Here is a 25,808-nt window from a genome sequence, read left to right as displayed (position 1 = left end):
TATTTACAGGCTAAAGGAATGACAAATAAAGTGTAGACAAGAATGTGACAAATTGATGGCAGAATAAACGTAACAAAACCCCCTGATTTATTAGTCCGTCAGGAGGTTAATATTCTTTTCTTATCGCAATCAGAATAGATAATAAATATTAATCAATGATGGCCTACCTAATAAGAGTAAGATCTTTTTCTTATTGATATTTATTTTGTAAATATTCATTTTTAATTGTGATATTTATTAATTGGCGCGGATTTTTTAACCGTATTATTTATTCCTGTTATCCCTGAGCAATAAAAAAGCCGCTGAAGCGTCAGCGGCTTTATTTTGTGCGCTAAGTGGCCGAGGAATCTATCGCTCGGCTACGTTTGTTAAAACGTTTCCCAGTTATCGCGGCTTGTGCTGCCTGATTTGCCAGCCAGAGCCAGTCTCGGTGCCGTCGGCTGCTTCGCCTGTGACGTCAGGCGTGGTGCTGGCGTTTGAACACCGCTGATTTTGAACACACCCATTAATTCCAGCAGCGTTCTGGCTTGCTCACTCAGGCTGTCGGCGGCGGAGGCTGATTCTTCAACCAGCGCGGCGTTCTGTTGGGTCACCTGATCGAGCTGATTCACCGCATCATTGACCTGAGAAACGCCCTGTTCCTGTTCGTGCGTGGTCAGGCCGATCTCATTGAGTAGGTTGGCAACCTGCTGGGATTTTTCGACAATGTCTTTGATGGTGATGCCCGCGTCGTTAACCAGCTTCTCACCCATTTCCACGTTAGACACGCTTACGCTAATCAGATCTTTGATTTCACGCGCGGCGGAAGCAGAACGTTGTGCCAGAGAGCGCACTTCACCCGCGACCACGGCGAAGCCACGGCCCTGTTCACCGGCTCTGGCCGCTTCAACGGCAGCATTGAGCGCCAGGATGTTGGTCTGGAAAGCAATGCTGTCGATGACGCCGATAATATCGCCGATCTTACGTGAGCTGGCGGTGATATCTTCCATGGTACGCACAACGTTATTGACCGCATCGCCACCTTTTTGCGCCGTGGTGCTGGCGGAATGGGCCAGTTCTGTGGCGGTGCGCACGGTCGCAGCGTTCTGCTTCACCGTGGTATTCATTTGTTCCATTGAGGCGGCGGTTTCCTGAAGATTCGCAGCCTGCTCTTCCGTGCGTTGGCTTAGATCGGTGTTGCCCATCGCAATCTGCGTCGCGCCCGTAGCGATAGATTCGCTGCTCTGATGCACCTGACCGACGAGGTTGCTCAGGTTTTGACGCATATCTTCCATCGCGGCCAGCACGCTGGTGGTATCACCGTCGCGCAGTTCAATCGCAACGGCCAGATTCCCCTGTGCAACCTGACGCGTGACTTCCAATGTGTAGGCTGGTTCTCCCCCGAGCTGACGTTTAATGGCTCGGGTAATCCACCATGAGATCATTGCTCCCAGCACGACAGAAAGCAGGGCGATAATGACCATCAACGTACCTGCGCTAGTGGCGTTCTTTAAAGACTGCTCGGCGATTTCAACCGTGAGCTTCTCTTGCCAGTTAACCATGTCATTCAGGGCTTGGAAGACGGCATCCTGCTTGACACGCACGTCTGTTAATAACAGATGTTGAGCTTCGCTGTTCTTGTTCGCCGTTGCCAATGCGATGGCGTCTTTATAGCTACTGCTATAGGCCGGGCGTACGCGCTCCAGTACCGCGACCAGTTCCTGAGCACGTTGCTCGATGGCGGCGTCGTGTATTTTTGCGAGTAATGCGTTATTACGGGAAATCATCTCCTCGATACGCGCTTTCTCTCCTTGCATTTGCTGGCTGTCTTCCAGCATCGTCAGGTTTCTGATGGCGATCGCGTTGGTGTTTATGTTGTCTTTAAATTCCTGCATCATCAGGAGGTTGGTGATGCGAACCTGCGATAACAGCTGGATGTTTTCTCCGAGTTTGTCTAACTGGATACGGCCAAATACCGCCACCAGAAATCCGATAGCGATGACCAGAGTAAAGCCAGTCCCTAGCATTTTACCCAGGCTACTATTTTTTATGAGATTCATTGTGTCCCTTATTATATGTTGAGAACGAATATGGTTGGTGCCGGCGTGCTTTTAATGTGAAATAGGCGTTGCGAAAATGTATTTATTTTGCAAGTGCCATCACGTTGATACCCTAAAGATTCGAGTCGCAGAAAGATGAATAGACATGCGGCTTGAAGAATGACAGGTCTATCCTTTTCCGTAATTGTTGCCCGTTTCCCTTGGCTAATAAACCGATCCTAAGTTTACTTTTTCCTGTCACGCTCTCCGGTAAGTGATCGTCGTGTCTGGTGCGATGGAACATTGGCAAATAAGGGTAAATGGTGGCGCAGGAGTATAAAAGGTGGCGGTAAAAGCCGCAATATCTCTATGGATTAGAGAAAAAATAAACTGGAGTCGTGCTGTAATGCTAAATTGACAATCATGTTAATAAACGCTGTGGTTATGATTTTTTGTTTATTTATTCAACGCTAAAAGAGGCTTATTTTTCATTCATTCTTTTTTTTCGAACGACATGATGTTTTTACCTCCATATATTTGATGTTTTTATCATCGAAAATTGCCACTCCTCGTTTTTATTGATTTTATTCCATCACGCTTAATATAAAGCCAACGTCTGATTTTTCTTTTTATTCATTGCTCTTATCTATTGAAAAAAAACCGCTGAGCGATCAGCGGTTTTGGGTTTCTTTTGATTAGCCGTTAAAAGGTTTCCCAGTTTTGCTTATCGCTTCCCGCGCTGCTTTTCGGTCTGGCGAGAGAGAGAGTGGCGCTGGTAGGTCTTTTCAACGGTGTCGCCATGCGCTGTGACGAGCCGCCCTCAACGGTGAAGGTTTTCATCAGCTCGACCAGATGGGCCGCTTGATCGCTCAGGCTATCGGCAGCGGAAGCGGATTGCTCAACAAGCGCGGCGTTCTGCTGCGTCACCTTATCAAGCTGATTAACAGCATCATGGATCTGCGAGACGCCGGATTCTTGCTCCTGCGTGGTGACGCCAATTTCATTAATCAGGTCGGCAACGTGGCGCGCCTGACGCACCAGTTCTTCGATTGTCGTCCCCGCATCACTGACCAGTCTGGAACCTACCTCGACTTTCTCGACGCTGTGGCCGATCAGCTCTTTAATCTCTTTGGCTGCCGTTGCAGAACGCTGTGCCAGCGAGCGAACCTCGCCTGCCACTACGGCAAAGCCACGGCCTTGCTCACCTGCGCGTGCGGCTTCCACTGCGGCGTTAAGCGCCAGAATGTTGGTCTGGAAAGCGATGCCATCGATGACGCTAATGATGTCGCCAATTTTGTGCGAGCTGTCGGTAATTTCTTTCATGGTGATAACGATGTTGCCGACGGCTTCGCCGCCTTTAGCGGCGGTATCGCTGGCAGCTTGCGCCAGTTGAGCGGCATTGCGCACCGTATCGGCATTCTGACGCACGGTCTGGCTCATTTCTTCCGTTGAGGCGGCGGTTTGTTGCAGATTCGCCGCCTGCTCTTCCGTGCGCTGGCTGAGATCAGTGCTGCCTGCGGCAATCTGGCTAGCACCGGTTGCGATAGATTCGCTGCTCTCACGCACTTGCTCAACAATGCTGCTTAAGCTTTTGCGCATGTTATTCATTGCGAACAGCAAGCTGGTATTGTCGCCTGACGCCAGATCGACCGGCATCGCGAGATTACCTTGTGCGATTTCCTGTGTGACCTGCGTGGCATAGGCGGGTTCGCCTCCCAGTTGCTTCTTGATGTGGCGGGTAATCAGCCAGGCGATGCCTGCACCGAACAAGGAGGCGATGACGGCCAGAACCAGCAGTGAATTGCCATCATAGTAGGACTCTTCAATCGCGTTGGTGGCCGTTTGCGTGGTGTAGTCTTTCTGCAACTGAATCATGGTGTTCAGGTTGTTAAAAAGCCGGGTTTGTATGGGTTCAAGCTGGGTTTTAACCAATTCGATAGATTCAGCCTGCCGATTGCTGAGTGACAGTGCGACGGCCTGGCGGCCCACGGTGGCAAATTCAGTACGATTTTGCTGAAGTTCACCCAGAATATTGCGGACTTCGGTTGCCCGTAAATTTTCTTCCAACTGCGTGACGAGCTTGGTGTTTTTGGCGCTCGTGGTTTCAATCAGTTTTTGATTGTCTTCCAGAACCTTTTGTTCGGTTGCGATAAGCATACGCAACGTGGCTTTGATCGTGACGTTAAGATTATCTTTCAATTCTTGTAGCACGATGAGGTTGGCAAGGTGGTGTTTGGCCAGCCTGTCGGTGGTATTACCGAGGCCAACCAGATGCATTCTGCCGAAAATGGCCACTAATAGGCCGATAACAATAACAATGGCAAAACCCGAACCGACCTGAGTACCCAGTTTCATTTTTCTTTTATTCTGCATGTTATCCTCATGACTTATTGACACTGTTTATTGTTATTAAGCGGATTTTCTTCTGCACGACAAGAGCAATGTACGACTGCGGTTTCTAAATCCTTCTGATGAATAACTAAGCAGTCCACTCTAGGATATCGGCATGACCGGCGAAAACATTGATTTTAATTGTCGACATTGCCGCATGCGGATGAGGAAAAAACAGGAAACGCAGGGAAGGGATGATGCTGGTGGTGAAGGGATGTGAACGTCGAGTGGGGGATGTGCGATCCATCCCCCGCGTAGAATTAGAACTGTTCCCAGTTTTGGCTATCGCTTCCCGTGCTGCTTTTAGGATTCGCGAGAGAGAGCTTGGCGCTGTCAGGCCGTTTCAACGGCGGTGTAATGCGCTGTGACGATCCGCCTTCAATGATGAAGACTTTCATCAGTTCGACCAGACGGGCAGCCTGATCGCTCAGGCTATCGGCGGCGGATGCGGATTGCTCAACGAGTGCGGCGTTCTGCTGTGTGACCTGATCAAGCTGGTTAACGGCATCATGAATCTGCGAGACGCCGGACTCTTGTTCCTGCGTGGTGACGCCAATTTCGTTAAGCAGATCGGCAACATTGTGTGCCTGGCGCACCAGTGCTTCAATCGTCGCACCGGCGCTGTTCACCATGACGGAACCGGCTTCCACTTTCTCGACGCTGTGGCCGATCAGCTCTTTGATTTCTTTCGCCGCGGAAGCAGAGCGTTGCGCCAGAGAACGCACTTCCCCTGCCACTACCGCAAAACCACGGCCTTGTTCGCCAGCCCGCGCGGCTTCCACTGCGGCGTTAAGCGCCAGAATGTTGGTCTGGAAGGCAATGCCGTCAATGACGCTAATGATGTCGCCAATTTTGTGCGAGCTGTCGGTGATTTCTTTCATCGTTATCACGATATTGCCGACGGCTTCGCCCCCTTTGGCGGCGGTATCGCTGGCGGCCTGCGCCAACTGCGTGGCATTACGCACCGTCTCGGTGTTTTGGCGCACGGTCTGGCTCATTTCTTCCATTGAGGCGGCGGTTTGTTGCAGGTTGGCCGCCTGTTCTTCCGTGCGCTGGCTGAGGTCGGTGCTGCCAGCGGCAATCTGGCTGGCACCGGTTGCGATCGATTCGCTGCTCTCACGCACTTGCTCAACAATCTCACTCAGGCTTTTGCGCATACCGTTCATGGCTGCCAGCACGCTGTGGTTGTCGCCGGGGCGCAGATTGACGCTGACGGCCAGATTTCCCTGTGCAACCTCTTGCGCGATGTGTGCCGCGTAAGCGACTTCGCCACCCAGCAGATTTTTTATCGTGCGGGTGATCAGGATGGAGATAAAAATCCCGATGAAGACCGCGAACGCAGCGAACAGCAGCAGCGTATTTCCATCATCCCTGGCTTTATTCATGGCGTTGGTCGTTGTTTCCATCGTTTGCTTTTTCTGCAACGCAGTCAGCCCGTCCAGAGCCGCGAAAACCGAAGCCTGTGCAGGTGGCATTTCATTGACCATGACTAACGCGGCCTGCACTTTTTCTTCGGGCACCCCAGAGAGGCTTAATTCAATGGCTGTATTCACCGCTTTTAGGTAAGCCGGGCGTGCCTGCGCGAGCTGCTCCAGCAAGGCACGCGCCTCAGGTTCGGCAAGCTGTTTATAGACTTTCGCCAGGGCTTCGTTATTGCGGATAATTTGCTGATCGAACAGGCGTTTTTCTTCCTGGATACGGGCGCTGTCTTGTGAGAGCCCGATATTACGGACAACACGGGCGACAACCTCAAAACCACTCTTGGTGTCCTGAATCAGAAGCAGGTTGGCCAGATTTTTTTCAGAGAGTGATTCAATATCTTTACCCAGATTGGCGAGATGGACGCGTCCCAGAATGGCAACCATCAGACCGATAATGATGACAGAGGCGAAACCTGCGCCCAGCATGGCACCAAGTTTCATTTTTGATAGAAAATTCATAATGTTCCTTTATTATTTTTTCATTGATAGATGCAGGCTTTGCCTTATAGATTGGGCATCCTTTATGACAGGTCAGGAATTGGGTGCACGTCTGATTACATAATGTGTGCGGTATGCCAATTTGCGAGAGTGGGCAGGAAAACGCGTTGTTGCTTACCCAAGCGATATTATAAAGGCAGAATAAAAACGGGTAGATGTGGAGTATAGGAGTAAAAAGGGCGCATTTTTCAGCATAAAAGGGGTATGTAAATGCAGCATTTAGTTGATACCAATGGGGAAGCCGCCGCCTCCCCATTGTGAAATTTCACGCGATTACAGCACCAGCCACAGCGCCCAGGTGAAGAGGAATCCAGCCAGCCCGAGGATAGTCGTCAGCACCGTCCAGGTGCGCAGGCCATCGGCGACGGACAGCCCCAGATATTTGGTGACGATCCAGAAACCGGAGTCATTGACGTGTGACAGACCCAGCCCGCCAAAGCAGGCAGAGAGCGTCACCAGCACCAGTTGCATCTGGTTCAGGCCGCTAACGGCTTCGCTCAGCAGGCCGCAGGTGGTGAGGATGGCAACGGTGGCCGAACCTTGCGAGGCACGCAGCGCCAGCGACAGAATAAAGGCGGCAGGCACCAGCGGCAGGTGAATGCTGGTCAGCGTATCCGCCAGCGCTTTACCGATGCCCGATTCCACCAACACTTTACCGAACACGCCACCGGCGCCGGTCACCATAATGACCATCGCGGCGGCAGGCATGGCATCGCCCATCACGCCGCTGGCTTTTTCCAACGACCAACCGCGACGCAGGGCAATCAGCCAGAACGCTAATCCCAGTGCAATTAGCAGCGCTACGGCGGGAGAACCGACCAGCGACATCACGTTACGCACCGGGTGTCCGGCGGGCAGAATGGTCGCAGACACGGTGCCGAGCATGATGATGGCGATAGGAATCGCGATCAGCGCGGCAATCAGCCCAGCTGAAGGGGCTGACGCGGGAGCCGTATTCGGCGTGGTATCTTCTGGTTTTGCCAACTGCAACTGCTCTAGCACTTCGACGGAAAGCGCGTACTTGCGGCGGTTCATGGCTTTGGCCGCCCAGTAGCTGATGATGCCGACAGGAATCGACACCAGCAGGCCAATGATGGTCAGCCAGCCGATATCCGCATTCAGCAGGCCAGCGGCGGCAACCGGGCCGGGGTGGGGCGGCAGCGCCACGTGTACCGTCAGCATCACGCCTGCGACGGGTAAGCCGAATTTAATCGGGGAGACTTTAGCGACTTTCGCAAAGCCGTAAATAATTGGGGCAAGGATAATAAAGCCGACATCGAAAAAGACCGGAATACCCAGAATAAAGGCGGCGATAGTTAATGCTGCCACCATTAATCCCGGCCCCATTAATTGGGCAAAGCGGTGCGCTAAGGATTCCGCGCCGCCGGACACTTCGATCATTCTGCCCAGCATGGCACCGAGGCCGATAATAATCGCCACCGAACCGAGAATACCGCCCATGCCGGAGGTAATCACCTTCATCACTTCGCCAGTCGGAATACCGGTTGCCAGGGCAACGAGTAAACTGACAACCAGCAGGGCGACAAAGGGCTGAATTTTAAATTTAATGACCATCAGCAGCAGGAGTAATACCCCGGCGATAGCGATGCAGAGTAAGAGCGAGGTGGCCATGTTCTTATCCTCATTGATCCCGTCTTTTCAATTCAGAGGCTGAAAAGGTAGTGGGTTATTGTTTTATTTGAAGAAAAGGGTGACCTGATTCCCGCATCGGAATAATGCGGGAACCTGACCTTTTCTCGATATTTTATAAATATGTCTCTGGTGTTTATTCTTTTATGGGAACAGCAATATTTTTCCGCGATAATTTATTTCTTCAGATAGGGTTTAGCCCATCCCAACCCGTCTTTCGTTTTACCGCGTGGGTTATATTCACAGCCAACCCAGCCGGAATAATTTACGCGATCCAATTCGGCAAAGATGAACGGATAATTAATTTCCCCTTCATCGGGTTCATGTCGCGCAGGAACCGAAGCAATTTGAATATGTCCGATGCGGCCAGCCAAATCGTGAATAATTTGCGTCAGGTTGCCATCGACAATTTGTGCGTGGAAGAAATCGAGCTGGATATAAACGTTCGGCCTGTCGATCAAATTAGCTAATTCCAGCGCCTGATACTGACTGGCGAACAGGTAATTCGGCTTCACCTTCGCGCTCAGCGCCTCAATCATGATGTTGATGCCGTGTGGTGCAAATTTATCGGCGGCGTAGCGCAGGTTATCGATAAAGGTTTGCTGATAGGCAGCACGGTCTGCACCGGGCGGCACGACGCCCCCCATCACCAGCACCGAAGGGCAATTCAGAGCCAGCGCATATTCCAGGGCGTTATCGATATCCCGGCGGGCATCTTCAATACGGTCGGGCAGGGCAGAGACGCCCCATTCGCCCGCCGCAATATTGCCGGGCGCGGTATTGAACAACACCTGCTTCAGGCCATTTTCCCGCAGCTTTTCCGCCAGCAACGGTGCCGGATATTCATAAGGGAACAGGTACTCGACCGAGGTGAAACCCGCATCGGCAGCGGCTTTAAAACGATCGAGAAACGGCACGTCAGTAAACAGCATAGAAAGATTGGCAGCAAACTTAGGCATGGTTAACTCCATAGCTCAGTAAAAAGTCACTCATCAAGAGAGCTCGGTAATTTCGTCAGCGGTGAGGTAGCGAATTTTTCGATCACCGAGAATAAAAATCAGCTTGGCGGTTTCTTCCAACTCTTCCATGTTGTCCGCCGCTGCACGCAGATCCTTACCGGTGACGACGGGACCGTGATTAGCCAACAAGAACGCTTTATAGCGCGAGGCCAGTTTCGCCAGATCTTCACCGAGCCGCGCATCGCCGGGGCGGTAATAAGGGACGACGGGCACTTTACCGACTCGCATCACCACATAGGGCGTGAACGGCTTGATGGCATCCTGCGTGTCCAACCCTTCCAGACAGGAGAGCGCCGTCAAATAGGTGCTGTGCAGGTGAACGATCGCTTTGCATTCGGGATCGTTACGGTAAATCGACAGGTGAAAACTGACTTCTTTCGACGGTTTATCCCCGGAGAGCCACTCGCCACTCATGCTGACTTTGGACAGCCGCTCGGCATCCAGTTCGCCGAGGCAGGAGCCAGTCGGTGTTGCCAGCAGCGTGCCGTCATCCAGTAGCAGTGAGAGATTGCCTGCCGAACCGGTGGCGTAGCCGCGCTGAAAAAAGGACGCACCTAGTTTGACCATTTCCGCGCGTGCGCGTTGCTCGCGGTTTAGCGCAGCCTCGGTGCTGTGGTGTTTTTTACTCATGCGGCAAACTCCTTTTGGGCGCGGGCAAAAAAGTCTTCATCACCGAAATTGCCGGATTTCAACGCCAGCGAGAGTGGATGATTGGTGGAGCGCACCCACGGCACGCCGGGAGAAATAGACGGCCCGATATGGAATGCGTGGATGCCCAGCGTCTGTACCACGATGCTGGAGGTTTCACCGCCCGCGATGATGAAGCGCTGGAAATCGTCTTGCTGAAGCTGGCGGGCAACGGCGGCAAACAATTTCTCTACTGCCTGACTGCTGGCTTCCGCGCCCCAGCGCTGCTGAATTTGCGCCAGTTCATCGGGTGATGAGGTGGCGTACAGCAGCGGCGCGAGTGGGTCGTCACGGTGTGCCTTCACCCAGTCGGCCAGTTCCTGAACGTAGGCTTGCTGAGCGTCATTGCTCTCTAAGCAGCGCGCGACGTCAATCGCGCGACCCGCCGCCTGTTTCAGATAGTGGGCGACCTGCTTGTTGGTCATCACCGAACAGGAACCGGACAGCACAACGCCTGCGCCGGACTGCGGCTTGCCGGCGTCGGTTGCGGAACCGATTTGTGTCACGGGTTCTGCCAACTGGCGCGCCAGCCCAATCGCCAGGCCGGAGCCACCGGTGACCAGCTTCACATCGCGCAGCGCCTCGCCCTGCGTTAACAGGTGCTGTTCGTTCAGCGTATCCAGCACCACGTAGCGAACGCCTTGTTCTTTCAACTGCGCCAGACGCTGTTTGACGGCCTCTGCCCCCTGATCCATCACGGCATACGGCACCAAACCGCAGCGCCCGGCAGCTTGCTGCTCCATGACGCGCATCAGGTTGCTGTCCGTCATCGGTGTGACGGGATGATGGCGCATTCCCGATTCGGACAGCAGTTGATCCATCACGAACAGGTGACCCTGATAGACGGTTCTGCCGTTCACCGGCAGCGCCGGAGAGATGATGGTTTGCGTTTCGCCAAGCTGCTCCAACAGTGCATCGGTCACCGGACCGATGTTGCCTTTCGCGGTGCTGTCGAAGGTGGAACAATATTTAAAGTAGAACTGCTGGCAGCCCTGCTGTTGCAGCCACGCCAGCGCCTTAAGGGAATCTGCTACCGCCTGTTCTGCCGGGCAGGATCGCGATTTCAGACTAATCACGACTGCCTGCGTCTCAACGTTAAAGTCGGACGGCGGTACGCCGTTGAGCTGCACGGTCGGCAGCCCGTTGTTCACCAGAAAGCTGGCGATATCCGTGGCACCGGTAAAATCGTCGGCAATCACACCCAGCTTGATCATGGCGCCTCCTTCTTTTCCGGCAGCGTAATGCCGTTAAAAATTTTGATGACTGCGCTGTCGTCTTCTTTACCGAATCCGGCGTTGCTGGCAGCGGTAAACATGTTGAACGCGGTAGAGGCTAACGGCAGCGGGAAATGGAGCGATTTAGCGGTGTCGGTGACCAGCCCCAGATCTTTGACGAAGATATCAACGGCGGATTTTGGCGTGTAGTCGCCGTCCACCACATGGCGCATGCGGTTCTCAAACATCCAGGAATTGCCGGCGGCATTGGTCACCACGTCGTACATGATATCCAGCGGGATATCGGCGCGAGCGGCCAACGCCATTGCTTCTGCACCAGCGGCGATGTGTACGCCGGCCAACAGCTGGTGGATGATTTTAACGGTCGCACCTAGCCCGATCTCTTCACCGATGTGGTAGACCTTGCCTGCGACGGCGTCGAGCACCGGTTTCAGTTTCTCAAAAGCCAGATCGGAGCCGGATGCCATTACCGTCATGTCGCCAGCAGCGGCTTTCACCGCACCGCCAGATACCGGTGCATCCAGCATGATGAGCTGATGCTCAGCCAGACGCTGCTCGATATTTTTGGCATCCTGCGCGGAGATCGTGGAAGACACCATGACTACGGTGCCGGGCTTGAGTTTCGCTGCGACCTGCGGCTCACCGAACAGAATCCCGTTCACCTGTGCGGCATTCACCACCAGCAGCACGACGGCATCCAGCTTGTCAGCGAAGGCATCAATACGCGTGTCGGCCTGCGCCGCACCCGCCTGACGTAAGCGTTCCAGCGCCTGCGGATTGATATCGACACCGTATGTCGTCAGGCCGGCGTTGATGCAGGACGCCGCAGCGCCAAAGCCCATGGAACCCAGACCGATAACGGCGACAGCATAATCAGAAGTCTTTTTCATCGTGGTTGCCTTGTTAAAATTAGTGATTTTTTGTTCTCTGGTGTTAAATATAAGGACTATCAGAACAAATTGTGGTGATTTTTATCACATAAATTAACATTGATGTCGTGATGATTCAGTGTAGTTGAACCCCGCCGGGAAGATGATTTTCATTATTATCTTTATATATCAGTCGATTATTTATTTTTTGGCATTGAGTGATGAGAAAGGTTGTTATGTCTGGCGTGGTTTATGACGTGAATTTATGATAATTATCGTCATCAAACGGGGTGTTTCTCACAATATTTATCAGCCTCCATATTTACCAGGTCAGCACAATCAAACAGGGAACGGACAGCGTGATTCCAGTAGAACGTCATCAACAGATTCTGGCGCTCATCGCCGAGCGCGGCGCGGTAAGTATTAACGAACTGACCGAGCGGTTGGGCGTGTCGCATATGACGGTACGGCGCGATGTGCAAAAGTTGGAGCAGGACGGCCTGCTGCTGAGCGTTTCCGGTGGCGTGCGTTCGCCTGAACGGCTGGCGATTGAGCCATCGCATCAGGATAAATCTGTGATGTTCAGCCAGCAGAAAGAGGCGATTGGCAAGCTGGCGGCGCAGCATATCCCGTTCAATAGCTGCATTTATCTGGATGCGGGCACCACGACGCTATCGCTGGCGCGTGAACTGGCCGAGCGTGACGATCTGCTGATTGTCACTAACGACTTTGCGATCGCGGCCTTTCTGATTGAGTCCAGCCAGTGTCGCATGATCCACACCGGCGGCACGCTGTGTCGGGAAAACCGATCCTGCATCGGCGAAGCGGTGGCGCAGGCGCTGCGCAACCTGTTTATCGACATCGCCTTTATCTCCGCTTCCTCATGGAGCCTGCGCGGGCTGTCCACGCCGAATGAAGACAAAGTCGTGGTGAAACGTGCGGCGGTGGAAGCCAGCAGAAAACGCGTACTGCTGTGCGACACCTCAAAATACGGCCGCATCGCCACCCACCTCGCCACGCCGCTCAACGTATTCGACAGCATCATCACCGACGACGGCCTACCGGCCGCCGCCAAAGACGCGCTAGGTAAAATGGGGGTTGAGGTGCTGGTGGCGGGGTGAGGGGGTTGTTTATGTCTGTTTGTCTAACTGGCAAAAATATCCAGACCTTTCTCGTTGATTATATTGAGAAGACGTAGCGCAGCCCCTGAGGGTTTCTTCTCATTCCGTTCCCATTTTGAGACGCTCTCAACGGACATATTGAGAGCGTAAGCTAAAGAAGATTGCGACATTTTATAACGGGAACGCATGTTCTGAATTTCTGCACCGCTCATTGCGTGAGCTTGCTCGATGCGTTCACGGAATTCCCGTGCTGCAACCCGATTATTGATGCGTTCCATTGTGGTATCAGTGATACCCCCGTGTTCATGCAGGCTTTTTGCCATTTCCTGCAGCTCTTTCATCTTTGCAGCCATCGCATTCCACCTCTCGTAGTTCTTTCACTTTTACCAATTGAGCTATTTGTTGAACGGTGAGTTGAAGTAGGTCACCAGCAATGTCTTTATAAACAGCTAGCTCGTCATCCTGAATTTCTTTAACACCTTTCCTTACCTGATTTTTTTTCCATCCATCGGCAAAAAATAGATTAGAGCCCAGTTTGAAAAAGATGATAGTTCTGGCTCCTGCACTCTTTCCGGCATTCAATGCGATTCGTTTCTTAATCACACCACCGCCAAGGTCACCCTCAAAGCGACCATTCATTACCTCATGAGCAATCTCACAAAGGTAACTGTCTGAAAGTAGTTCGCTTTTTAGTTTTTTATCGAAGAGCTTTGTCGTGTATACCGCCACGGTTCATCCTTAAACATGACTAGTAATAATAACTATAGTCTAAATTACGGGTTTTCTACAATGTTCGCAGTCGTAGTGGCACGAAATAGTATGTTTAATCGGTGCTTTTACCTCTCCCTCTCTTTGTCATTTTCCCGTTATTTTTCTGTCATACGCGCATGCCATGTTTGTTTTCGCCCAAAAAACGCCGTGATGTTCAGCCAGCAGAAAACGCGTACTGCTGTGCGGCACCTCAAAATACGGCCGCATCGCTACCCACCTCGCCACGCCGCTCAACGTATTCGACAGCATCATCACCGACGACGGCCTGCCTGCCGCTGCCAAAGAAGCGCTAGGTAAAATGTGGGCTGAGGTGCTGGTGGCGGGGTGAGGGGGATAGCCAAATTGGGACGGCCTAACTATCGCCTTGAGTCCAATGTGGAAATAAACGTATTATCGTGACGTCATTAATTAAATAAACTCATGAAAAACAAAGGAATGTAAATAATGAGCGTGCGTAGTGAAATTATTGATGGCCGACAAGCCTCTGGTGTGACATATGGCTTGATTTATACCGAGGTGCTAGGTTGGATTGATTTAGGCCATGCGAAAGGGGACGACATTAAGGATATTATTCAACAAATGTATGTCGGAGAGAATACTGAAGACGGAATGCCATACTACGATGTGACCTATAAACAAGGCATGATTGGGCTCAGAAGAAGTGTCACTATCAACCGGTTTATTAAATGGCGGATAAAAAAAGGAAGGTCTCTTCAAGAAAGACATCGCATTGCTCTTGCTATGATGCTCACCGTAGCGAAACGGTTTGAATCTATGCAGGCCTCTTTTCCATTCAATTTAGTTACAGATAGTGGATTTAGTGGGGAAGATCTTGTTTCAGATTTATTGGGTTTTTACCGAGTAGTTTCTACTCCTAACCCTTTTTATTTATTACGGCCAGTGAGTAAAGAAGAAGCATTAAAACGCTGGGATTTCTATGGCCCTATCGGAAATTTTAAAAATATAGGATTCCGACCTATTTTATTTCCGGACCCTGAGCTCATGCCCTATGCTCAACCTCGGTTAGGGTTTCTCCCCTCTTTTATGCAAACAACACAACCTTATAACGACTTTGCGTCAGGAAATGTAGGTATTGCATCCTACGATGGCACTGAACTCACAACAAATTTCTTTAAATAACATGAAAAAAAAGATAATTATACCACTCGTCATATCGATCCTAATTGCCTTGCCGCTTATCTATTATTGGCCTGCAATGGTTATCCTGACGGAAGGGAGTTCTCGCTATACAGAACAGGATACCCAGCGATATGAAATGCTTACGGACGACATCATTAAAAATAGCCCGCGCATTTCTTCTCTCTATGATTTTGGCTATGCAACGGTTGATGGCCCTGCGTTGGAAGTCAGCAATATTACGTTTCAAAACACCGATGATGCGACAAACATACGTGACTATCTAGCGTCGCTTGGTTTTACGCTGAGCTACAAAGACACGACGGGTGAGTATTGGAAGTCTACGGATTCAGATAAAACGATACATATAGGAATCATCAACGATCCTAAAACCGTTATCGTTGATGTTATTCGAAAATAGCCCTGAGCGTGGTAGTCAGAGTGTTTAATATAACCTTATGGTTTCACACCGTTACTCTAGCCTTCATTACGATGGTGGCTGGTTATGAGACCGCTTTTGATTCGCGGCAATTTCATGCAGCGTCAATGGGCTTTCGCCGCTTTCATCTCCTGCCAAGATAGCGTGATATAAAGAGTTGCGGTCAGCATTATCTTGAGGATCGGTTTTTAGGCTGTTACTCCACTGATTACTTCTGTTGTCGTCCATGTTTAGTGAAAACCTGTGAAATTTATTTCCTGTAGCATAAGTGAATTCTTTACTTATGCCTCCTCTCTCTGTCACTTTCCCGTCATCTTCCAGTTATTTTTCTGTCATGCGCTCATGTCATGTTTACCTTCGCATAAAAAACGCCGTAATGATGGCGCATTTAATTGATTGCAGGAGACAGGCATGTTCAACAACACAATTCGTAAAACACATGCTATTCGCACCGCCGCGGCGTGTGTGGCATTAGCGCTGATGAGCGCCAGTGCGCAGGCCGCGACAGAAATTCCTTTCTGGCACTCTATGGAAGGCGAATTAGGGAAAGAAGTGAATTCTCTGGCTGACCGTTTTAACAAAGCGCACAGCGATGTAAAAATTGTGCCGGTCTACAAAGGCAACTACGAACAGAATCTGGCTGCCGGGATTGCGGCCTACCGTGCGGGGAATGCGCCCGCCATTTTGCAGGTCTATGAAGTCGGTACGGCGACCATGATGGCAAGTAAAGCCATCAAGCCAGTCTATGAAGTCTTCAAAGAGTCAGGCATTAATTTCGATGAGTCGGTGTTTGTACCGACCGTCTCCGGTTATTACACCGATGCGAAGAGCGGTCACCTGCTGTCGCAGCCGTTTAACAGCTCCACGCCGGTGCTGTACTACAACAAAGATGCCTTCAAGAAAGCCGGTTTAGATCCAGAGCAGCCGCCGAAAACCTGGCAGCAGATGGCTGAGTACACCGCTAAACTGCGTGCTGCTGGGATGAAGTGCGGCTACGCCAGCGGCTGGCAGGGTTGGATTCAGATTGAAAACTTCAGCGCCTGGCATGGTCTGCCAGTTGCGAGCAAGAACAACGGCTTTGACGGCACCGATGCCGTGCTGGAATTCAACAAGCCTACGCAGGTCAAACACATCCAGCTGTTGCAGGACATGAACAAGAAGGGTGACTTCACCTATTTCGGGCGCAAGGATGAGCCGACCGAGAAGTTCTACAACGGCGATTGCGCTATCACCACGGCCTCTTCCGGTTCGCTGGCGAATATTCGCGAACACGCCAAGTTCAACTACGGTGTTGGCATGATGCCGTATGACGCTGATGCGAAAGGCGCGCCGCAGAACGCCATTATCGGCGGAGCCAGCCTGTGGGTGATGGGCGGTAAAGATGCCGCGACCTACAAAGGCGTTGCTGAGTTTATGAAGTTCCTGGCCGAGCCGGAAAATGCGGCCGAATGGCACCAGAAAACCGGTTACCTGCCGATCACCACGGCGGCGTACGAACTGACGCAGAAGCAGGGCTTCTATGAGAAAAACCCTGGTGCGGATATTGCCACGCGTCAGATGTTGAACAAGCCACCGTTGCCGTTCACCAAAGGTCTGCGTTTGGGCAACATGCCGCAAATTCGTACCGTTGTGGATGAAGAATTAGAAAGCGTATGGACAGGTAAGAAGACGCCACAGCAGGCGTTGGATAGCGCGGTAGAACGCGGTAACGCGCTGCTGCGTCGCTTCGAGCAGTCGACGAAGTAATACATTTTTGTCGAGTAATATCGGGCCGAAGGGAATCGGCCTGCTTCTTTTCTGTTTGCAATGAGTTACCGCATGACATCATCCCGCCCCGTTTTTCGTAGCAGCTGGTTGCCCTATGTGCTGGTGTTGCCCCAACTGCTGATTACCGTGATTTTCTTTATCTGGCCTGCCGGTCAGGCGCTGTGGTATTCGGTGCAGAATCTGGATCCGTTTGGGCTATCCAGCGAATTTGTCGGCATGGAAAACTTCAGACAGCTGTTCAATAACCCTTACTACCTCGATTCGTTTTACACCACGCTGATATTCAGCTTTCTGGTGGCAGGGTTTGGCATGCTGATTTCACTCTTTCTGGCCGCGCTGGTGGACTACGTGATCCGTGCCAGCCGCCTGTATCAGACGTTGATCATCCTGCCGTATGCCGTGGCACCTGCTGTCGCTGCCGTACTTTGGATGTTTCTGTTTAACCCCGGACTGGGGCTGATTACCCATTTTCTCGGGCTGCTGGGCTATACGTGGAACCACGCGCAGCACAGCGGTCAGGCGATGTTTTTAGTCGTACTGGCGTCGGTCTGGAAGCAGATTAGCTATAACTTCCTGTTCTTCCTCGCCGCGCTGCAATCGATCCCCCGTTCGCTGGTGGAAGCGGGCGCGATTGATGGTGCTGGCCCCGTGCGGCGCTTCTTCAATCTGGTGCTGCCGATGATCTCGCCGGTGAGTTTCTTCCTGCTGGTCGTCAATCTGGTGTATGCCTTTTTCGATACCTTCCCGATTATCGATGCCGCGACGGCCGGTGGACCGGTGCAATCGACGACCACGCTGATCTACAAAATTTATCGTGAGGGCTTCGCAGGGCTGGATCTGTCCAGTTCAGCGGCGCAGTCGGTGGTGCTGATGATACTGGTTATCGGGTTGACCGTGATTCAGTTCCGTTTTGTTGAGCGGAAGGTGAATTACCAATGATTGAGAATCGTCGCGGGTTAGATATTTTCAGCCACGTCATGCTGATCGTCGGCATTCTCGCCGTCTTGTTTCCGCTGTACGTGGGGTTTGTCGCTGCCACGCTGGATAATCAGGAAGTCTTTCAGGCTCCGATGACGCTCATCCCCGGTTCTCACCTGTGGGAAAACCTGCGTTATATCTGGCTGCACGGTGCGGGCAATAACACCACGCCGTTTGGACTGATGCTGCTTAACAGCTTCGTGATGGCGCTGGCGATTACGATAGGCAAAATCACCGTATCGATTCTGTCCGCCTACGCCATCGTCTATTTCCGTTTTCCGCTGCGCAACCTGTTCTTCTGGATGATTTTCCTGACGCTGATGTTGCCGGTGGAAGTGCGTATTTTCCCGACGGTGGAAGTGATCGCGCGGCTGGACATGATGGACAGCTACACCGGTTTAACGTTGCCGCTGATGGCCTCGGCGACAGCAACCTTCCTGTTTCGTCAGTTCTTTATGACGCTGCCGGATGAGCTGATGGAAGCGGCGCGTATCGACGGTGCCAGCCCGATGCGTTTCTTCTTCGACATGGTGTTACCGCTGTCGAAGACCAATCTGGCGGCGCTGTTCGTGATCACGTTCATCTACGGCTGGAACCAATATCTGTGGCCGCTGCTGATTGTCAGCGATGCCAGTTTGGGCACCGCAGTCGCCGGGATTAAAAGCATGATTGCCTCCGGCGATGGGGCCACCCAGTGGAATCAGGTAATGGCGGCCATGCTGCTGACCATGTTGCCCCCGCTGCTGGTCGTGCTACTGATGCAGCGCTGGTTCGTTCGCGGTCTGGTCGACAGCGAAAAATAAATCAAGACGAATTTCGGAAACGCTTATGGCATGTTTAAAACTTCAGGCCGTCACCAAGTCTTACGATGGCAAAACACAGATTATCCAACCCATCGATCTGGACGTCGCGGACGGCGAGTTCGTCGTGATGGTCGGCCCGTCAGGCTGTGGTAAATCGACGCTGCTGCGCATGGTGGCAGGCCTCGAACGCACCACCAGCGGCGATATCTATATTGATAACCAGCGGGTCACCAATCTGGAACCGAAAGATCGCGGTATTGCGATGGTGTTCCAGAACTATGCGCTTTATCCCCATATGAACGTATTCGACAATATGGCTTACGGCCTGAAAATCCGCGGCTTCGGCAAGGCGCAGATCCGCGAGCGCGTGGAAGATGCGGCGCGAATTCTGGAACTGATGCCGCTGCTGCAACGCAAGCCGCGTGAGCTATCGGGCGGTCAGCGTCAGCGCGTGGCGATGGGGCGGGCGATTGTGCGCGAACCAGCAGTGTTCCTGTTCGACGAACCGTTGTCGAATCTGGATGCCAAACTGCGCGTACAGATGCGGCTCGAATTACAGCAGTTGCACCAGCGCCTGAAAACCACCAGCCTGTACGTCACGCACGATCAGGTTGAAGCCATGACGCTGGCGCAGCGCGTCATCGTGATGAACAAAGGGATCGCCGAACAAATCGGCGCGCCGGCTGATATTTATCGCCGCCCGGCATCGCTGTTTGTGGCCAGCTTTATTGGCTCACCGGCCATGAACCTGTGGTCGGGTCGCATTAGCGATGACGGCTGCCGTTTTGAAATCGATGGTGACATCGCGCTGGCGCTGCCTGAACCGAAGCCGCAATGGCGCGGTAAAGCATTGACGCTGGGGGTTCGACCAGAGCATATTCAGCTGGCGACGCGTGAAACTGGCGGGATTCCGTTGCAGATTTCAACACTCGAACTGTTGGGGGCGGATAATTTAGCGCACGGCAAGTGGGGCGGGCAGAATGTGATCGCGCGGCTCTCTTATGAGCACTGCCCCGCGATTGGCTCGACGCTTTGGCTACACTTACCGACGTCATCATGGCACCTGTTTGATTCGCAAAGCGGATTACGGATGGAATAATGGAAACACTCTGGCCTTACCCGAGCATTGTCGCCCATCGCGGCGGTGGTTCACTGGCACCGGAAAACACGCTGGCGGCGATTGATGTTGGTGCTAGCCTCGGTCACAAGATGATCGAATTTGACGCCAAGCTGTCGCAGGACGGCCAGATTTTCCTCCTACACGACGACACGCTTGAGCGCACCAGCAACGGCTGGGGTATTGCCGGGGAACTGCCGTGGGACAAGCTGGTCGGGCTGGATGTCGGCGGCTGGTACGGCCATAAATTTGTTGGTGAACGCCTGCCGCTGCTATCGGAAGTGGCAAAACGCTGCGTGCAGTACGGCATGGCGGCCAATATCGAGATTAAACCCACCACCGGATATGAAGCAGAAACCGGGCGGGTGATTGCGCTGGCGGCGCGTCAGCTGTGGGCCGATCATCCGGTTGCACCGCTGCTGTCATCGTTCTCTATCGAAGCCCTGGAAGCGGCGCAGCAGGCGGTGCCGGAATTACCGCGCGGGCTGCTGCTGGATGAGTGGGAAGAAGACTGGCTGGCATTAACACAGCGCCTGGAGTGTGTGTCCATCCATCTGAATCACAAGCTGCTGACGGCAGAACGCGTCGCGGCGCTGAAAGCTGCCGGTTTGCGCATTCTGGTTTATACCGTCAACCAACCCGATCGCGCGCAAACTTTGCTGGATTGGGGCGTTGACTGTATCTGTACTGACCGGATAGATTTAATCGGGGCTAACTTCGTGACCGGCTAAGGTCTGCCTCTATACCCGTCATACTTCAAGCTGCGGCGATGTTGATATTGCTGTAAGAAAATATAATGCGGGGACCTTCTTTCTGACTTGGTGCCGGTAATAAGGAAGTGGCTTCATGCCCGCATTTATTGTTTCGCTTTGGCACCAGATTTTTCTGTCGTTACCCCTCTTTGTTCTTATCGCGCTCGGCTATAGCCTGATTCGTTACGGTAAATGGCCGACCACCGTGACCGACGGCATGACGCGCTTTGTCTTCTCCGTCGCCATGCCCGCCATGCTGTTTCGCCTGATGTCGGATTTTTCCAAACGTCCGGTGGTGGATGCCCGGCTGCTGATCGCCTTTTTCGGCGGCTGCCTGCTGGTGTTTGTCCTAGGCCGCATCGTGGCGCGCAAAGTCTTTCATCTTGATGGCGTCTCCGGCTCTCTGTTTGCGCTGAGCGGCATCTTCTCCAACAACGTGATGCTGGGGCTGCCGATTGCTACGCTGATGCTGGGTGAAGAGGCGATCCCGTCCGTTGCGCTGGTGGTGGTGTTTAACGGGCTTATTTTGTGGACGCTGGTGACGGTGTCGGTGGAATGGGCGCGTAACGGGGCGCTGTCGCTACAGGGCTTTACCAAAACTGCACTGGGCGTGCTGAAGAACCCGCTGATTATTGGCATTCTGTCCGGGACCTTATTCAGCCTGACGGGCCTGCCGCTGCCGTCGTATGTCGATCAGCCGCTTGCCATGCTGGGACAGATTGCCGCACCGCTGTCGCTGGTAGCGCTGGGAATGGGGCTGGCGGAATACCGCGTGCGTGACGGCTGGCAGATCAGCACGGCGATTTGTACGATCAAACTGCTGGTACAACCGCTGGTGATCTGGGGGATTGCTATCGCGCTCGGCCTGCCGGAAATGGAAACGCGTGCGGTCGTGTTGCTGGGGTCGATGGCGGTGGGCGTCAACGTCTATCTGATGTCGCGTCAATTCGATGTGCTGGGCGGCCCGGTGGCATCAAGTTTGCTGTTATCAACGGCGATGGCGGCGCTAACCACGCCGTTGATTTTAACGCTGATGGGTGTGCGGCTATAAGGCCGCCATCGCATCAGGGATTCTGCTTAATTGGCGGTGGCGGTGTGGTTCTCTGTGACCGCTGTAAATCCTGCTGTAGCTGCTGCTGGCGTTGTTGCTGCAACTGCTGGTTGCGCTGCTGGAGCTGATTATTTAGCTGCTGTTGCTGTAATTTCTGGTTCTGCTGCATATTTTGCTGCAACTGTTTCTGGCTGCTTATGCCGTTCTCAAACTGCTGCTGAGGCGTGGGCGCTTGCGGCGTATTGGCACTCGCCAGAAGCGGCAGGCCGAGCAGGGCAGCACAGGCCAATAATGTCTTAGGGTGTTTCATTAAACCTCCACACAGGCCTTCTGCCCGCATTGTGTTTTCATCAGAACATTATTCTGATGTATTCACTTAAGTGTAATCGCTGCGGATGAAAACGTCGTGCAGAGTAATCCGCAATCCTGCGTGCACAGGTTTTGGGCTGCCCCGTGGGAATGCGTTATACTGCGGCGGAATTTTTCTTCGTGGTTGACGCTATCTCATGTTCCATATCGCGCTCTATGAGCCTCAAATTGCACCGAACACTGGCAATATTATCCGACTGGCGGCCAACAACGGCTGTACGCTTCATTTGATTGAACCGCTGGGTTTTGATTTTGAAGAGAAAAAGCTGCGCCGTGCGGGACTGGATTATCACGATCTGGCGAACGTCAGCCGTCATAAAAACTATCAGGATTTTCTGGCTGCGGTTCCTGGCAAACGCATCTTCGCCTGTACGACCAAAGGCAGCCGTCCCTACGATCAGCCGACCTACCAGCCAGATGATGTACTGCTGTTTGGATCGGAAACGTCCGGCCTGCCAGACGAGATTCGCAACGGCTTTGAGTCGGATTTCCGTATCCGCATTCCCATGCAGTCTAATAACCGCAGCCTGAATCTGTCGAATGCCGTGGCGATTATCAGCTATGAAGCCTGGCGGCAAAATAGTTTCGGCGGTTGCCTGTAGCTATTGCTTGCTACAGCCTGCCGTTGACGGATTTTTTCAGGGGCGGATTCACCAGAAACACCACTTCCCCGCGATAATACGGTGAAGTGGCAAGGCGCTGCTGCCACTGCGGTTCCCACTTGCCGTGTTGTACCAGCCCGACCCGGAAAGGCAGAGTCAGCTTCATCAGCGCGGGCAGGTACTCGGCGTAATTGGTAATGGTGCTGCGCCCCTGATAGGTCTGCACCACCACTTCATCCAGCTTGCCCTGTAAGCGGTTCAACGCCGACACATCCCCAGTTTTCGACCAATCGAGCAGCCCTGTAATACTGAGCTGACAATCTTCGGGTAAACGCTCGCGTAATTGCGTCAGAAATGCGACATAGCCTGCCAATTGATAGCTTTTCGCGTCAAAATCGATCTGAATCCCAGCAACTTGATTCCCCTGACGCTGCCACTTTTCCCGTAATTTTAGTATCCGGTTCAGGTGGCGATCGGAAAGCTCCAGAGTGGTCATGCGGAAAGCCAGCCAGACGCGGTTAACGCGCAATTGGCTGGGCGGAATCCCCTGACGCAGGAACACGACTTTACCCTGACGGCGCGCCACTTCACCCTGATGCAGGTACAGCGTTTGTGCCTGATGCAGAATTGGCTGGGGTCGCACTGCCGCCCATAGCCAGAAGTCCTGATAGCGCGTCGCGTCGACGAGGGCGTGCGCCGCGTTGATGGTTGAAGGTGCAACGTTAACGGAAGCGGCCTGCGTACAGAACGAGAACAGGCCGGCCAACACGATTAACGGCGTTACCAGTAATAATCGAGCTTGTCTGCCCACACGCTGCCTTTGTACTTGGTTTTCAGTTGGGTAAACCAGGCTTTGCGGGTTGCCTTGCTGATGTCCTGTGGGCCGCAGTCGTTATAGCCACTCGGTGCATAGCAGTAGACCGCACGATATAAGGCATAGGTTTTGTCTTCCGGCGGCGCTTTCGGGTCGGCAATCACCCGCATATAACCATCCAGACGATTATATTCAGTGCCGACGAACTGCGTTGGCGCGTTGGTGAGTCCGCTCAACATGCTGCCTTCACCCCAGTCGAAGCCCACGCTGTTATTGGTGCGCAGGAAAAATTCACCGAGGCAGTTAATCGAACGAGCGTCATTAGGACGTTGATTCAGCGTCGTGACCACGTCATTCAGCGCTGGACACTGATAGTCTTCTTCGGTGTCGCTGCCGTCCCAGTCAAATGCCGTCAAATCTTCCTGATTCCAGCTTTGATTTTCGCTGCTGACCAGCGGCGCAATGTCTTTCCTCAACTGAACATCTTTGAGATAGCTGGCGTAATCGCCGTGGGTCAGCGACTTGGTTAACAGCGTATGCAGCGCGATAGCCCGTTCTTCATGGGTTTGCTGCGGGCCCGTTTGTTGACGCAACAGCTCGGCGTTGGCACTAACTTTCAGCACGGCGGAACGGAAACGCAGGTTTTTCACCGGGCTGTCGGCGGCAAAGATCCGCTCTGGATGACCCGCCTTGACCAGTGTTTCCGCCAGCGCCAGTTGCAGGAACTGATTTTGCGTGTATCCCGTATTGCGCGTTAGCAACTGACGCCAGTGCGCTTCCGCCTCATCCCAGCGCTCCAGACGCACCAGCGCCCGACCGCGTAAGACTTGCAGGCTGAAACGTACGGTATCGGTCAGATCTTTCGCCTGTGTCGCGGGAACGCTGTTAACCACGGCGGCGTAATCTTTTTGACCATAAAACAGCTGTGCGGCCTGAAGATAGCTGAACGCATCCTGCATGTTGCCTTGCTCAAACAGCGGCTTCTGTGCGGCCAGTTCGTCAACGGATAAGGCGGGCAGCGCCAGCCAGCCTTCATCGGAACGCAAGCGCTTGAGATCTTGCACCATCGTCAACGGCGCGCTTTCTGGTGCACTGGTGAACTGCCGATTTTCCAGCAGCTTGTTGTCGATCTCGTCGCTCAATTCAAGGAGGGTTTCGACGTCAGCGGTGTTGTTCAACTCGTGTTGGTACGTTTTCGCTAAGGCATTCACATCGTCCAGAATCCAGTAAGCGCGGCGGTAAAGCCCGTTAGCGGACTCGATGTATTGCCCGTCTGGATACTGTTTCAGATAGTCGCCAATATGCTGAACGGCCAGCTGTGCAGCCGCTTTATCGGCTTTACTGGCATCAAACATGTTGTATTCATCGAGCGCGTTTTCCATCGCTTTATTGATCGCCACGCGAATCAACATATAGCGCGAGGTTTCCGCGACCCACGGCTGTGGTGAAGACGTTAACGCCTGAAAGCCGCTTTCCGCCTCATCAAAGTGCCCCTGATAGAACGCCAGCGCCGCGAACAGATAGTGCATGAGAGCGCCAGCATGTCCTTCGTCCGGTAGGCTTATAAGACCCTCGTTCAGCGCGTCTTTGGTATACAGCGGGTTGAGGAGATTTACCCGCTGATGTGCCAGCACCGTGCGTTGTTCCTCGGTGAGCTGTGTGTCAGCCAGCAGGACGTCGAAAAACGCTTCCAGCGTGGAAAGCTCGTTGGAAATATGGCGTCCTTCGTTATCGTCAGGCGAAAACGTGGAGATCGTGCCCTGAACGGACAAAGGAAGATTCAGCCGCTTCGCTTTATTCAACGTTGAAAGGTAAGGCGCATCTGCCGTGACATCCTCTCCTGAGTCAGGAGTCGGAACCCCTTCCGTGGCGGCAATTCCCATGACCCGGTAGGCGGTGAAAGGGTCGATACGTGAACGCGTTTGATCGGGTAAAGGATGGGGTAACGGAAGCGACATGTTGTGGAGACGGCTTTGCAGCAACATCAGGTTAGCGCGCGTGTCGTTGCCCGGCTGCAAATAGGGCAGGGCGGACACGCCACATTCCGAGTCGGAAAAGCCGCACACTCCATCGCTGGAACTGAATGCCTGACTGCTCATTAACGCTGTCAGTACGCCAGCCAGCAGCGTTACTCCTTTCATGGTTTGTATCCTTCATTCAACACGGGTCTTGCCTGTTTTCGGCATGAGTGGCGATCACTCTACGCAATCGCCTAAAAAACTCAATCCAGTATAACCGT

Annotated in this window: 24 protein-coding genes and 1 pseudogene; 11 read left to right on the top strand and 14 right to left on the bottom strand. The window is 52.9% G+C overall.

The window, feature by feature from the left end; genetic code table 11:
• Positions 1–368: 368 nt before the first annotated feature.
• The 8 genes from BUB06_RS14845 to ltnD all read right to left on the bottom strand — a co-directional run bounded on the left by BUB06_RS14845 (position 369) and on the right by ltnD (position 11,869).
• Positions 369–2,039 carry a methyl-accepting chemotaxis protein gene (locus tag BUB06_RS14845; protein ID WP_039474805.1) on the bottom strand — a complete coding sequence of 557 codons (1,671 nt, stop codon included), beginning with the start codon at positions 2,037–2,039 and terminating at the stop codon, positions 369–371.
• A gap of 681 nt (positions 2,040–2,720) precedes the next feature.
• On the bottom strand, positions 2,721–4,391 hold the full coding sequence (locus BUB06_RS14840; protein ID WP_039474808.1) for a methyl-accepting chemotaxis protein: 1,671 nt from the start codon (positions 4,389–4,391) through the stop codon (positions 2,721–2,723).
• 278 nt (positions 4,392–4,669) lie between these two features.
• The gene (locus tag BUB06_RS14835) at positions 4,670–6,349 is read right to left on the bottom strand and encodes a methyl-accepting chemotaxis protein (protein ID WP_039474811.1); all 1,680 of its coding nucleotides are present in this window, start codon (positions 6,347–6,349) and stop codon (positions 4,670–4,672) included.
• 312 nt (positions 6,350–6,661) lie between these two features.
• On the bottom strand, positions 6,662–8,020 hold the full coding sequence (locus BUB06_RS14830) for a GntP family transporter (RefSeq protein WP_039474814.1): 1,359 nt from the start codon (positions 8,018–8,020) through the stop codon (positions 6,662–6,664).
• Positions 8,021–8,214: 194 nt separating this feature from the next.
• Positions 8,215–8,997: a 2-oxo-tetronate isomerase gene (gene otnI, locus BUB06_RS14825; RefSeq protein ID WP_039474815.1), complete on the bottom strand. Its 783-nt coding sequence runs from the start codon at positions 8,995–8,997 to the stop codon at positions 8,215–8,217.
• 33 nt (positions 8,998–9,030) lie between these two features.
• Complete coding sequence (otnC, locus tag BUB06_RS14820; RefSeq protein ID WP_039474818.1) at positions 9,031–9,687, bottom strand: 3-oxo-tetronate 4-phosphate decarboxylase; 657 nt, start codon at positions 9,685–9,687, stop codon at positions 9,031–9,033.
• Positions 9,684–10,958, bottom strand: a complete 1,275-nt coding sequence (gene otnK / locus BUB06_RS14815; RefSeq protein ID WP_039474820.1) for a 3-oxo-tetronate kinase — start codon at positions 10,956–10,958, stop codon at positions 9,684–9,686. The genes otnC and otnK overlap by 4 nt, the downstream gene beginning before the upstream one ends.
• Complete coding sequence (gene ltnD / locus BUB06_RS14810) at positions 10,955–11,869, bottom strand: L-threonate dehydrogenase (RefSeq protein ID WP_039474823.1); 915 nt, start codon at positions 11,867–11,869, stop codon at positions 10,955–10,957. Before ltnD ends, otnK begins: the two co-directional genes overlap by 4 nt.
• Positions 11,870–12,207: 338 nt before the next feature.
• On the opposite strand from ltnD, the gene ygbI reads away from it, so the two are divergent.
• Positions 12,208–12,969, top strand: coding sequence for a DNA-binding transcriptional repressor YgbI (ygbI, locus tag BUB06_RS14805; protein ID WP_010303245.1), 762 nt, complete (start codon positions 12,208–12,210; stop codon positions 12,967–12,969).
• Between the two features lie 23 nt (positions 12,970–12,992).
• On the opposite strand, the gene BUB06_RS14800 is transcribed toward ygbI, so the two are convergent.
• Together BUB06_RS14800 and BUB06_RS14795 are read right to left on the bottom strand one after the other, a co-directional pair.
• Entirely contained in the window at positions 12,993–13,322 is a 330-nt protein-coding gene (locus BUB06_RS14800) for a helix-turn-helix domain-containing protein (protein ID WP_010303241.1), read from the bottom strand.
• The gene (locus tag BUB06_RS14795) at positions 13,273–13,698 is read right to left on the bottom strand and encodes a type II toxin-antitoxin system RelE/ParE family toxin (protein WP_048329422.1); all 426 of its coding nucleotides are present in this window, start codon (positions 13,696–13,698) and stop codon (positions 13,273–13,275) included. Before BUB06_RS14795 ends, BUB06_RS14800 begins: the two co-directional genes overlap by 50 nt.
• Before the next feature lie 199 nt (positions 13,699–13,897).
• On the opposite strand from BUB06_RS14795, the pseudogene BUB06_RS22270 reads away from it, so the two are divergent.
• The 3 genes and pseudogenes from BUB06_RS22270 to BUB06_RS14785 all read left to right on the top strand — a co-directional run.
• A pseudogene (locus BUB06_RS22270) lies at positions 13,898–14,068 on the top strand (DeoR family transcriptional regulator); the annotation flags it as partial.
• A gap of 116 nt (positions 14,069–14,184) precedes the next feature.
• Positions 14,185–14,880, top strand: a complete 696-nt coding sequence (locus BUB06_RS14790; protein WP_039474826.1) for a hypothetical protein — start codon at positions 14,185–14,187, stop codon at positions 14,878–14,880.
• A 1-nt stretch (position 14,881) separates the two neighbouring features.
• Positions 14,882–15,298 carry a hypothetical protein gene (locus tag BUB06_RS14785; RefSeq protein WP_039474959.1) on the top strand — a complete coding sequence of 139 codons (417 nt, stop codon included), beginning with the start codon at positions 14,882–14,884 and terminating at the stop codon, positions 15,296–15,298.
• A gap of 66 nt (positions 15,299–15,364) precedes the next feature.
• On the opposite strand, the gene BUB06_RS22205 is transcribed toward BUB06_RS14785, so the two are convergent.
• Positions 15,365–15,544 (bottom strand): hypothetical protein, encoded by a 180-nt coding sequence (locus BUB06_RS22205; protein WP_039474829.1) that lies wholly within the window; start codon positions 15,542–15,544, stop codon positions 15,365–15,367.
• A gap of 183 nt (positions 15,545–15,727) precedes the next feature.
• On the opposite strand from BUB06_RS22205, the gene ugpB reads away from it, so the two are divergent.
• From ugpB to BUB06_RS14750, 6 genes are all read left to right on the top strand, one after another.
• Complete coding sequence (ugpB, locus tag BUB06_RS14775) at positions 15,728–17,062, top strand: sn-glycerol-3-phosphate ABC transporter substrate-binding protein UgpB (RefSeq protein ID WP_010303220.1); 1,335 nt, start codon at positions 15,728–15,730, stop codon at positions 17,060–17,062.
• A gap of 72 nt (positions 17,063–17,134) precedes the next feature.
• Positions 17,135–18,022 (top strand): sn-glycerol-3-phosphate ABC transporter permease UgpA, encoded by an 888-nt coding sequence (ugpA, locus tag BUB06_RS14770; RefSeq protein ID WP_010303217.1) that lies wholly within the window; start codon positions 17,135–17,137, stop codon positions 18,020–18,022.
• Entirely contained in the window at positions 18,019–18,864 is an 846-nt protein-coding gene (ugpE, locus tag BUB06_RS14765; RefSeq protein WP_039474832.1) for a sn-glycerol-3-phosphate ABC transporter permease UgpE, read from the top strand. The genes ugpA and ugpE overlap by 4 nt, the downstream gene beginning before the upstream one ends.
• 25 nt (positions 18,865–18,889) lie before the next feature.
• Complete coding sequence (locus tag BUB06_RS14760; RefSeq protein WP_010303211.1) at positions 18,890–19,963, top strand: sn-glycerol-3-phosphate import ATP-binding protein UgpC; 1,074 nt, start codon at positions 18,890–18,892, stop codon at positions 19,961–19,963.
• Positions 19,963–20,712, top strand: a complete 750-nt coding sequence (ugpQ, locus tag BUB06_RS14755) for a glycerophosphodiester phosphodiesterase (protein ID WP_039474835.1) — start codon at positions 19,963–19,965, stop codon at positions 20,710–20,712. The genes BUB06_RS14760 and ugpQ overlap by 1 nt, the downstream gene beginning before the upstream one ends.
• 115 nt (positions 20,713–20,827) lie before the next feature.
• Positions 20,828–21,784, top strand: a complete 957-nt coding sequence (locus BUB06_RS14750; protein WP_010303205.1) for an AEC family transporter — start codon at positions 20,828–20,830, stop codon at positions 21,782–21,784.
• A gap of 13 nt (positions 21,785–21,797) precedes the next feature.
• Here the strand turns inward: BUB06_RS14750 and BUB06_RS14745 are convergent, their stop codons facing one another.
• Entirely contained in the window at positions 21,798–22,094 is a 297-nt protein-coding gene (locus BUB06_RS14745; protein WP_039474838.1) for a hypothetical protein, read from the bottom strand.
• A gap of 196 nt (positions 22,095–22,290) precedes the next feature.
• Here BUB06_RS14745 and BUB06_RS14740 point away from each other — a divergent pair, with 196 nt between their 5' ends.
• Positions 22,291–22,755, top strand: a complete 465-nt coding sequence (locus BUB06_RS14740) for a tRNA (cytidine(34)-2'-O)-methyltransferase (protein ID WP_039474842.1) — start codon at positions 22,291–22,293, stop codon at positions 22,753–22,755.
• A 10-nt stretch (positions 22,756–22,765) separates the two neighbouring features.
• Here BUB06_RS14740 and BUB06_RS14735 read toward each other — a convergent pair whose 3' ends face one another.
• On the bottom strand, positions 22,766–23,566 hold the full coding sequence (locus BUB06_RS14735) for a DUF3142 domain-containing protein (protein WP_039474844.1): 801 nt from the start codon (positions 23,564–23,566) through the stop codon (positions 22,766–22,768).
• On the bottom strand, positions 23,536–25,710 hold the full coding sequence (locus BUB06_RS14730; protein WP_039474849.1) for a PA5441 family protein: 2,175 nt from the start codon (positions 25,708–25,710) through the stop codon (positions 23,536–23,538). Before BUB06_RS14730 ends, BUB06_RS14735 begins: the two co-directional genes overlap by 31 nt.
• Between the last annotated feature and the right edge of the window lie 98 nt (positions 25,711–25,808).

Source organism: Pectobacterium carotovorum (assembly GCF_900129615.1).
Lineage (GTDB): Bacteria > Pseudomonadota > Gammaproteobacteria > Enterobacterales > Enterobacteriaceae > Pectobacterium > Pectobacterium carotovorum.
The sequence above is the reverse complement of the archived record's forward strand: the minus strand, read 5'-3'. Positions and strand labels throughout refer to the sequence as shown.

Excerpts from the sequence above, each read along its gene's own strand:
- BUB06_RS14845 (WP_039474805.1), bottom strand. The coding sequence starts at position 2,039 with ATGAATCTCATAAAAAATAGTAGCCTGGGTAAAATGCTAGGGACTGGC.
- BUB06_RS14840 (WP_039474808.1), bottom strand. The coding sequence starts at position 4,391 with ATGCAGAATAAAAGAAAAATGAAACTGGGTACTCAGGTCGGTTCGGGT.
- BUB06_RS14835 (WP_039474811.1), bottom strand. The coding sequence starts at position 6,349 with ATGAATTTTCTATCAAAAATGAAACTTGGTGCCATGCTGGGCGCAGGT.
- BUB06_RS14830 (WP_039474814.1), bottom strand. The coding sequence starts at position 8,020 with ATGGCCACCTCGCTCTTACTCTGCATCGCTATCGCCGGGGTATTACTC.
- otnI (WP_039474815.1), bottom strand. The coding sequence starts at position 8,997 with ATGCCTAAGTTTGCTGCCAATCTTTCTATGCTGTTTACTGACGTGCCG.
- otnC (WP_039474818.1), bottom strand. The coding sequence starts at position 9,687 with ATGAGTAAAAAACACCACAGCACCGAGGCTGCGCTAAACCGCGAGCAA.
- otnK (WP_039474820.1), bottom strand. The coding sequence starts at position 10,958 with ATGATCAAGCTGGGTGTGATTGCCGACGATTTTACCGGTGCCACGGAT.
- ltnD (WP_039474823.1), bottom strand. The coding sequence starts at position 11,869 with ATGAAAAAGACTTCTGATTATGCTGTCGCCGTTATCGGTCTGGGTTCC.
- BUB06_RS14800 (WP_010303241.1), bottom strand. The coding sequence starts at position 13,322 with ATGGCTGCAAAGATGAAAGAGCTGCAGGAAATGGCAAAAAGCCTGCAT.
- BUB06_RS14790 (WP_039474826.1), top strand. The coding sequence starts at position 14,185 with ATGAGCGTGCGTAGTGAAATTATTGATGGCCGACAAGCCTCTGGTGTG.
- BUB06_RS14785 (WP_039474959.1), top strand. The coding sequence starts at position 14,882 with ATGAAAAAAAAGATAATTATACCACTCGTCATATCGATCCTAATTGCC.
- BUB06_RS22205 (WP_039474829.1), bottom strand. The coding sequence starts at position 15,544 with ATGGACGACAACAGAAGTAATCAGTGGAGTAACAGCCTAAAAACCGAT.
- ugpB (WP_010303220.1), top strand. The coding sequence starts at position 15,728 with ATGTTCAACAACACAATTCGTAAAACACATGCTATTCGCACCGCCGCG.
- ugpA (WP_010303217.1), top strand. The coding sequence starts at position 17,135 with ATGACATCATCCCGCCCCGTTTTTCGTAGCAGCTGGTTGCCCTATGTG.
- ugpE (WP_039474832.1), top strand. The coding sequence starts at position 18,019 with ATGATTGAGAATCGTCGCGGGTTAGATATTTTCAGCCACGTCATGCTG.
- BUB06_RS14760 (WP_010303211.1), top strand. The coding sequence starts at position 18,890 with ATGGCATGTTTAAAACTTCAGGCCGTCACCAAGTCTTACGATGGCAAA.
- ugpQ (WP_039474835.1), top strand. The coding sequence starts at position 19,963 with ATGGAAACACTCTGGCCTTACCCGAGCATTGTCGCCCATCGCGGCGGT.
- BUB06_RS14750 (WP_010303205.1), top strand. The coding sequence starts at position 20,828 with ATGCCCGCATTTATTGTTTCGCTTTGGCACCAGATTTTTCTGTCGTTA.
- BUB06_RS14745 (WP_039474838.1), bottom strand. The coding sequence starts at position 22,094 with ATGAAACACCCTAAGACATTATTGGCCTGTGCTGCCCTGCTCGGCCTG.
- BUB06_RS14740 (WP_039474842.1), top strand. The coding sequence starts at position 22,291 with ATGTTCCATATCGCGCTCTATGAGCCTCAAATTGCACCGAACACTGGC.
- BUB06_RS14730 (WP_039474849.1), bottom strand. The coding sequence starts at position 25,710 with ATGAAAGGAGTAACGCTGCTGGCTGGCGTACTGACAGCGTTAATGAGC.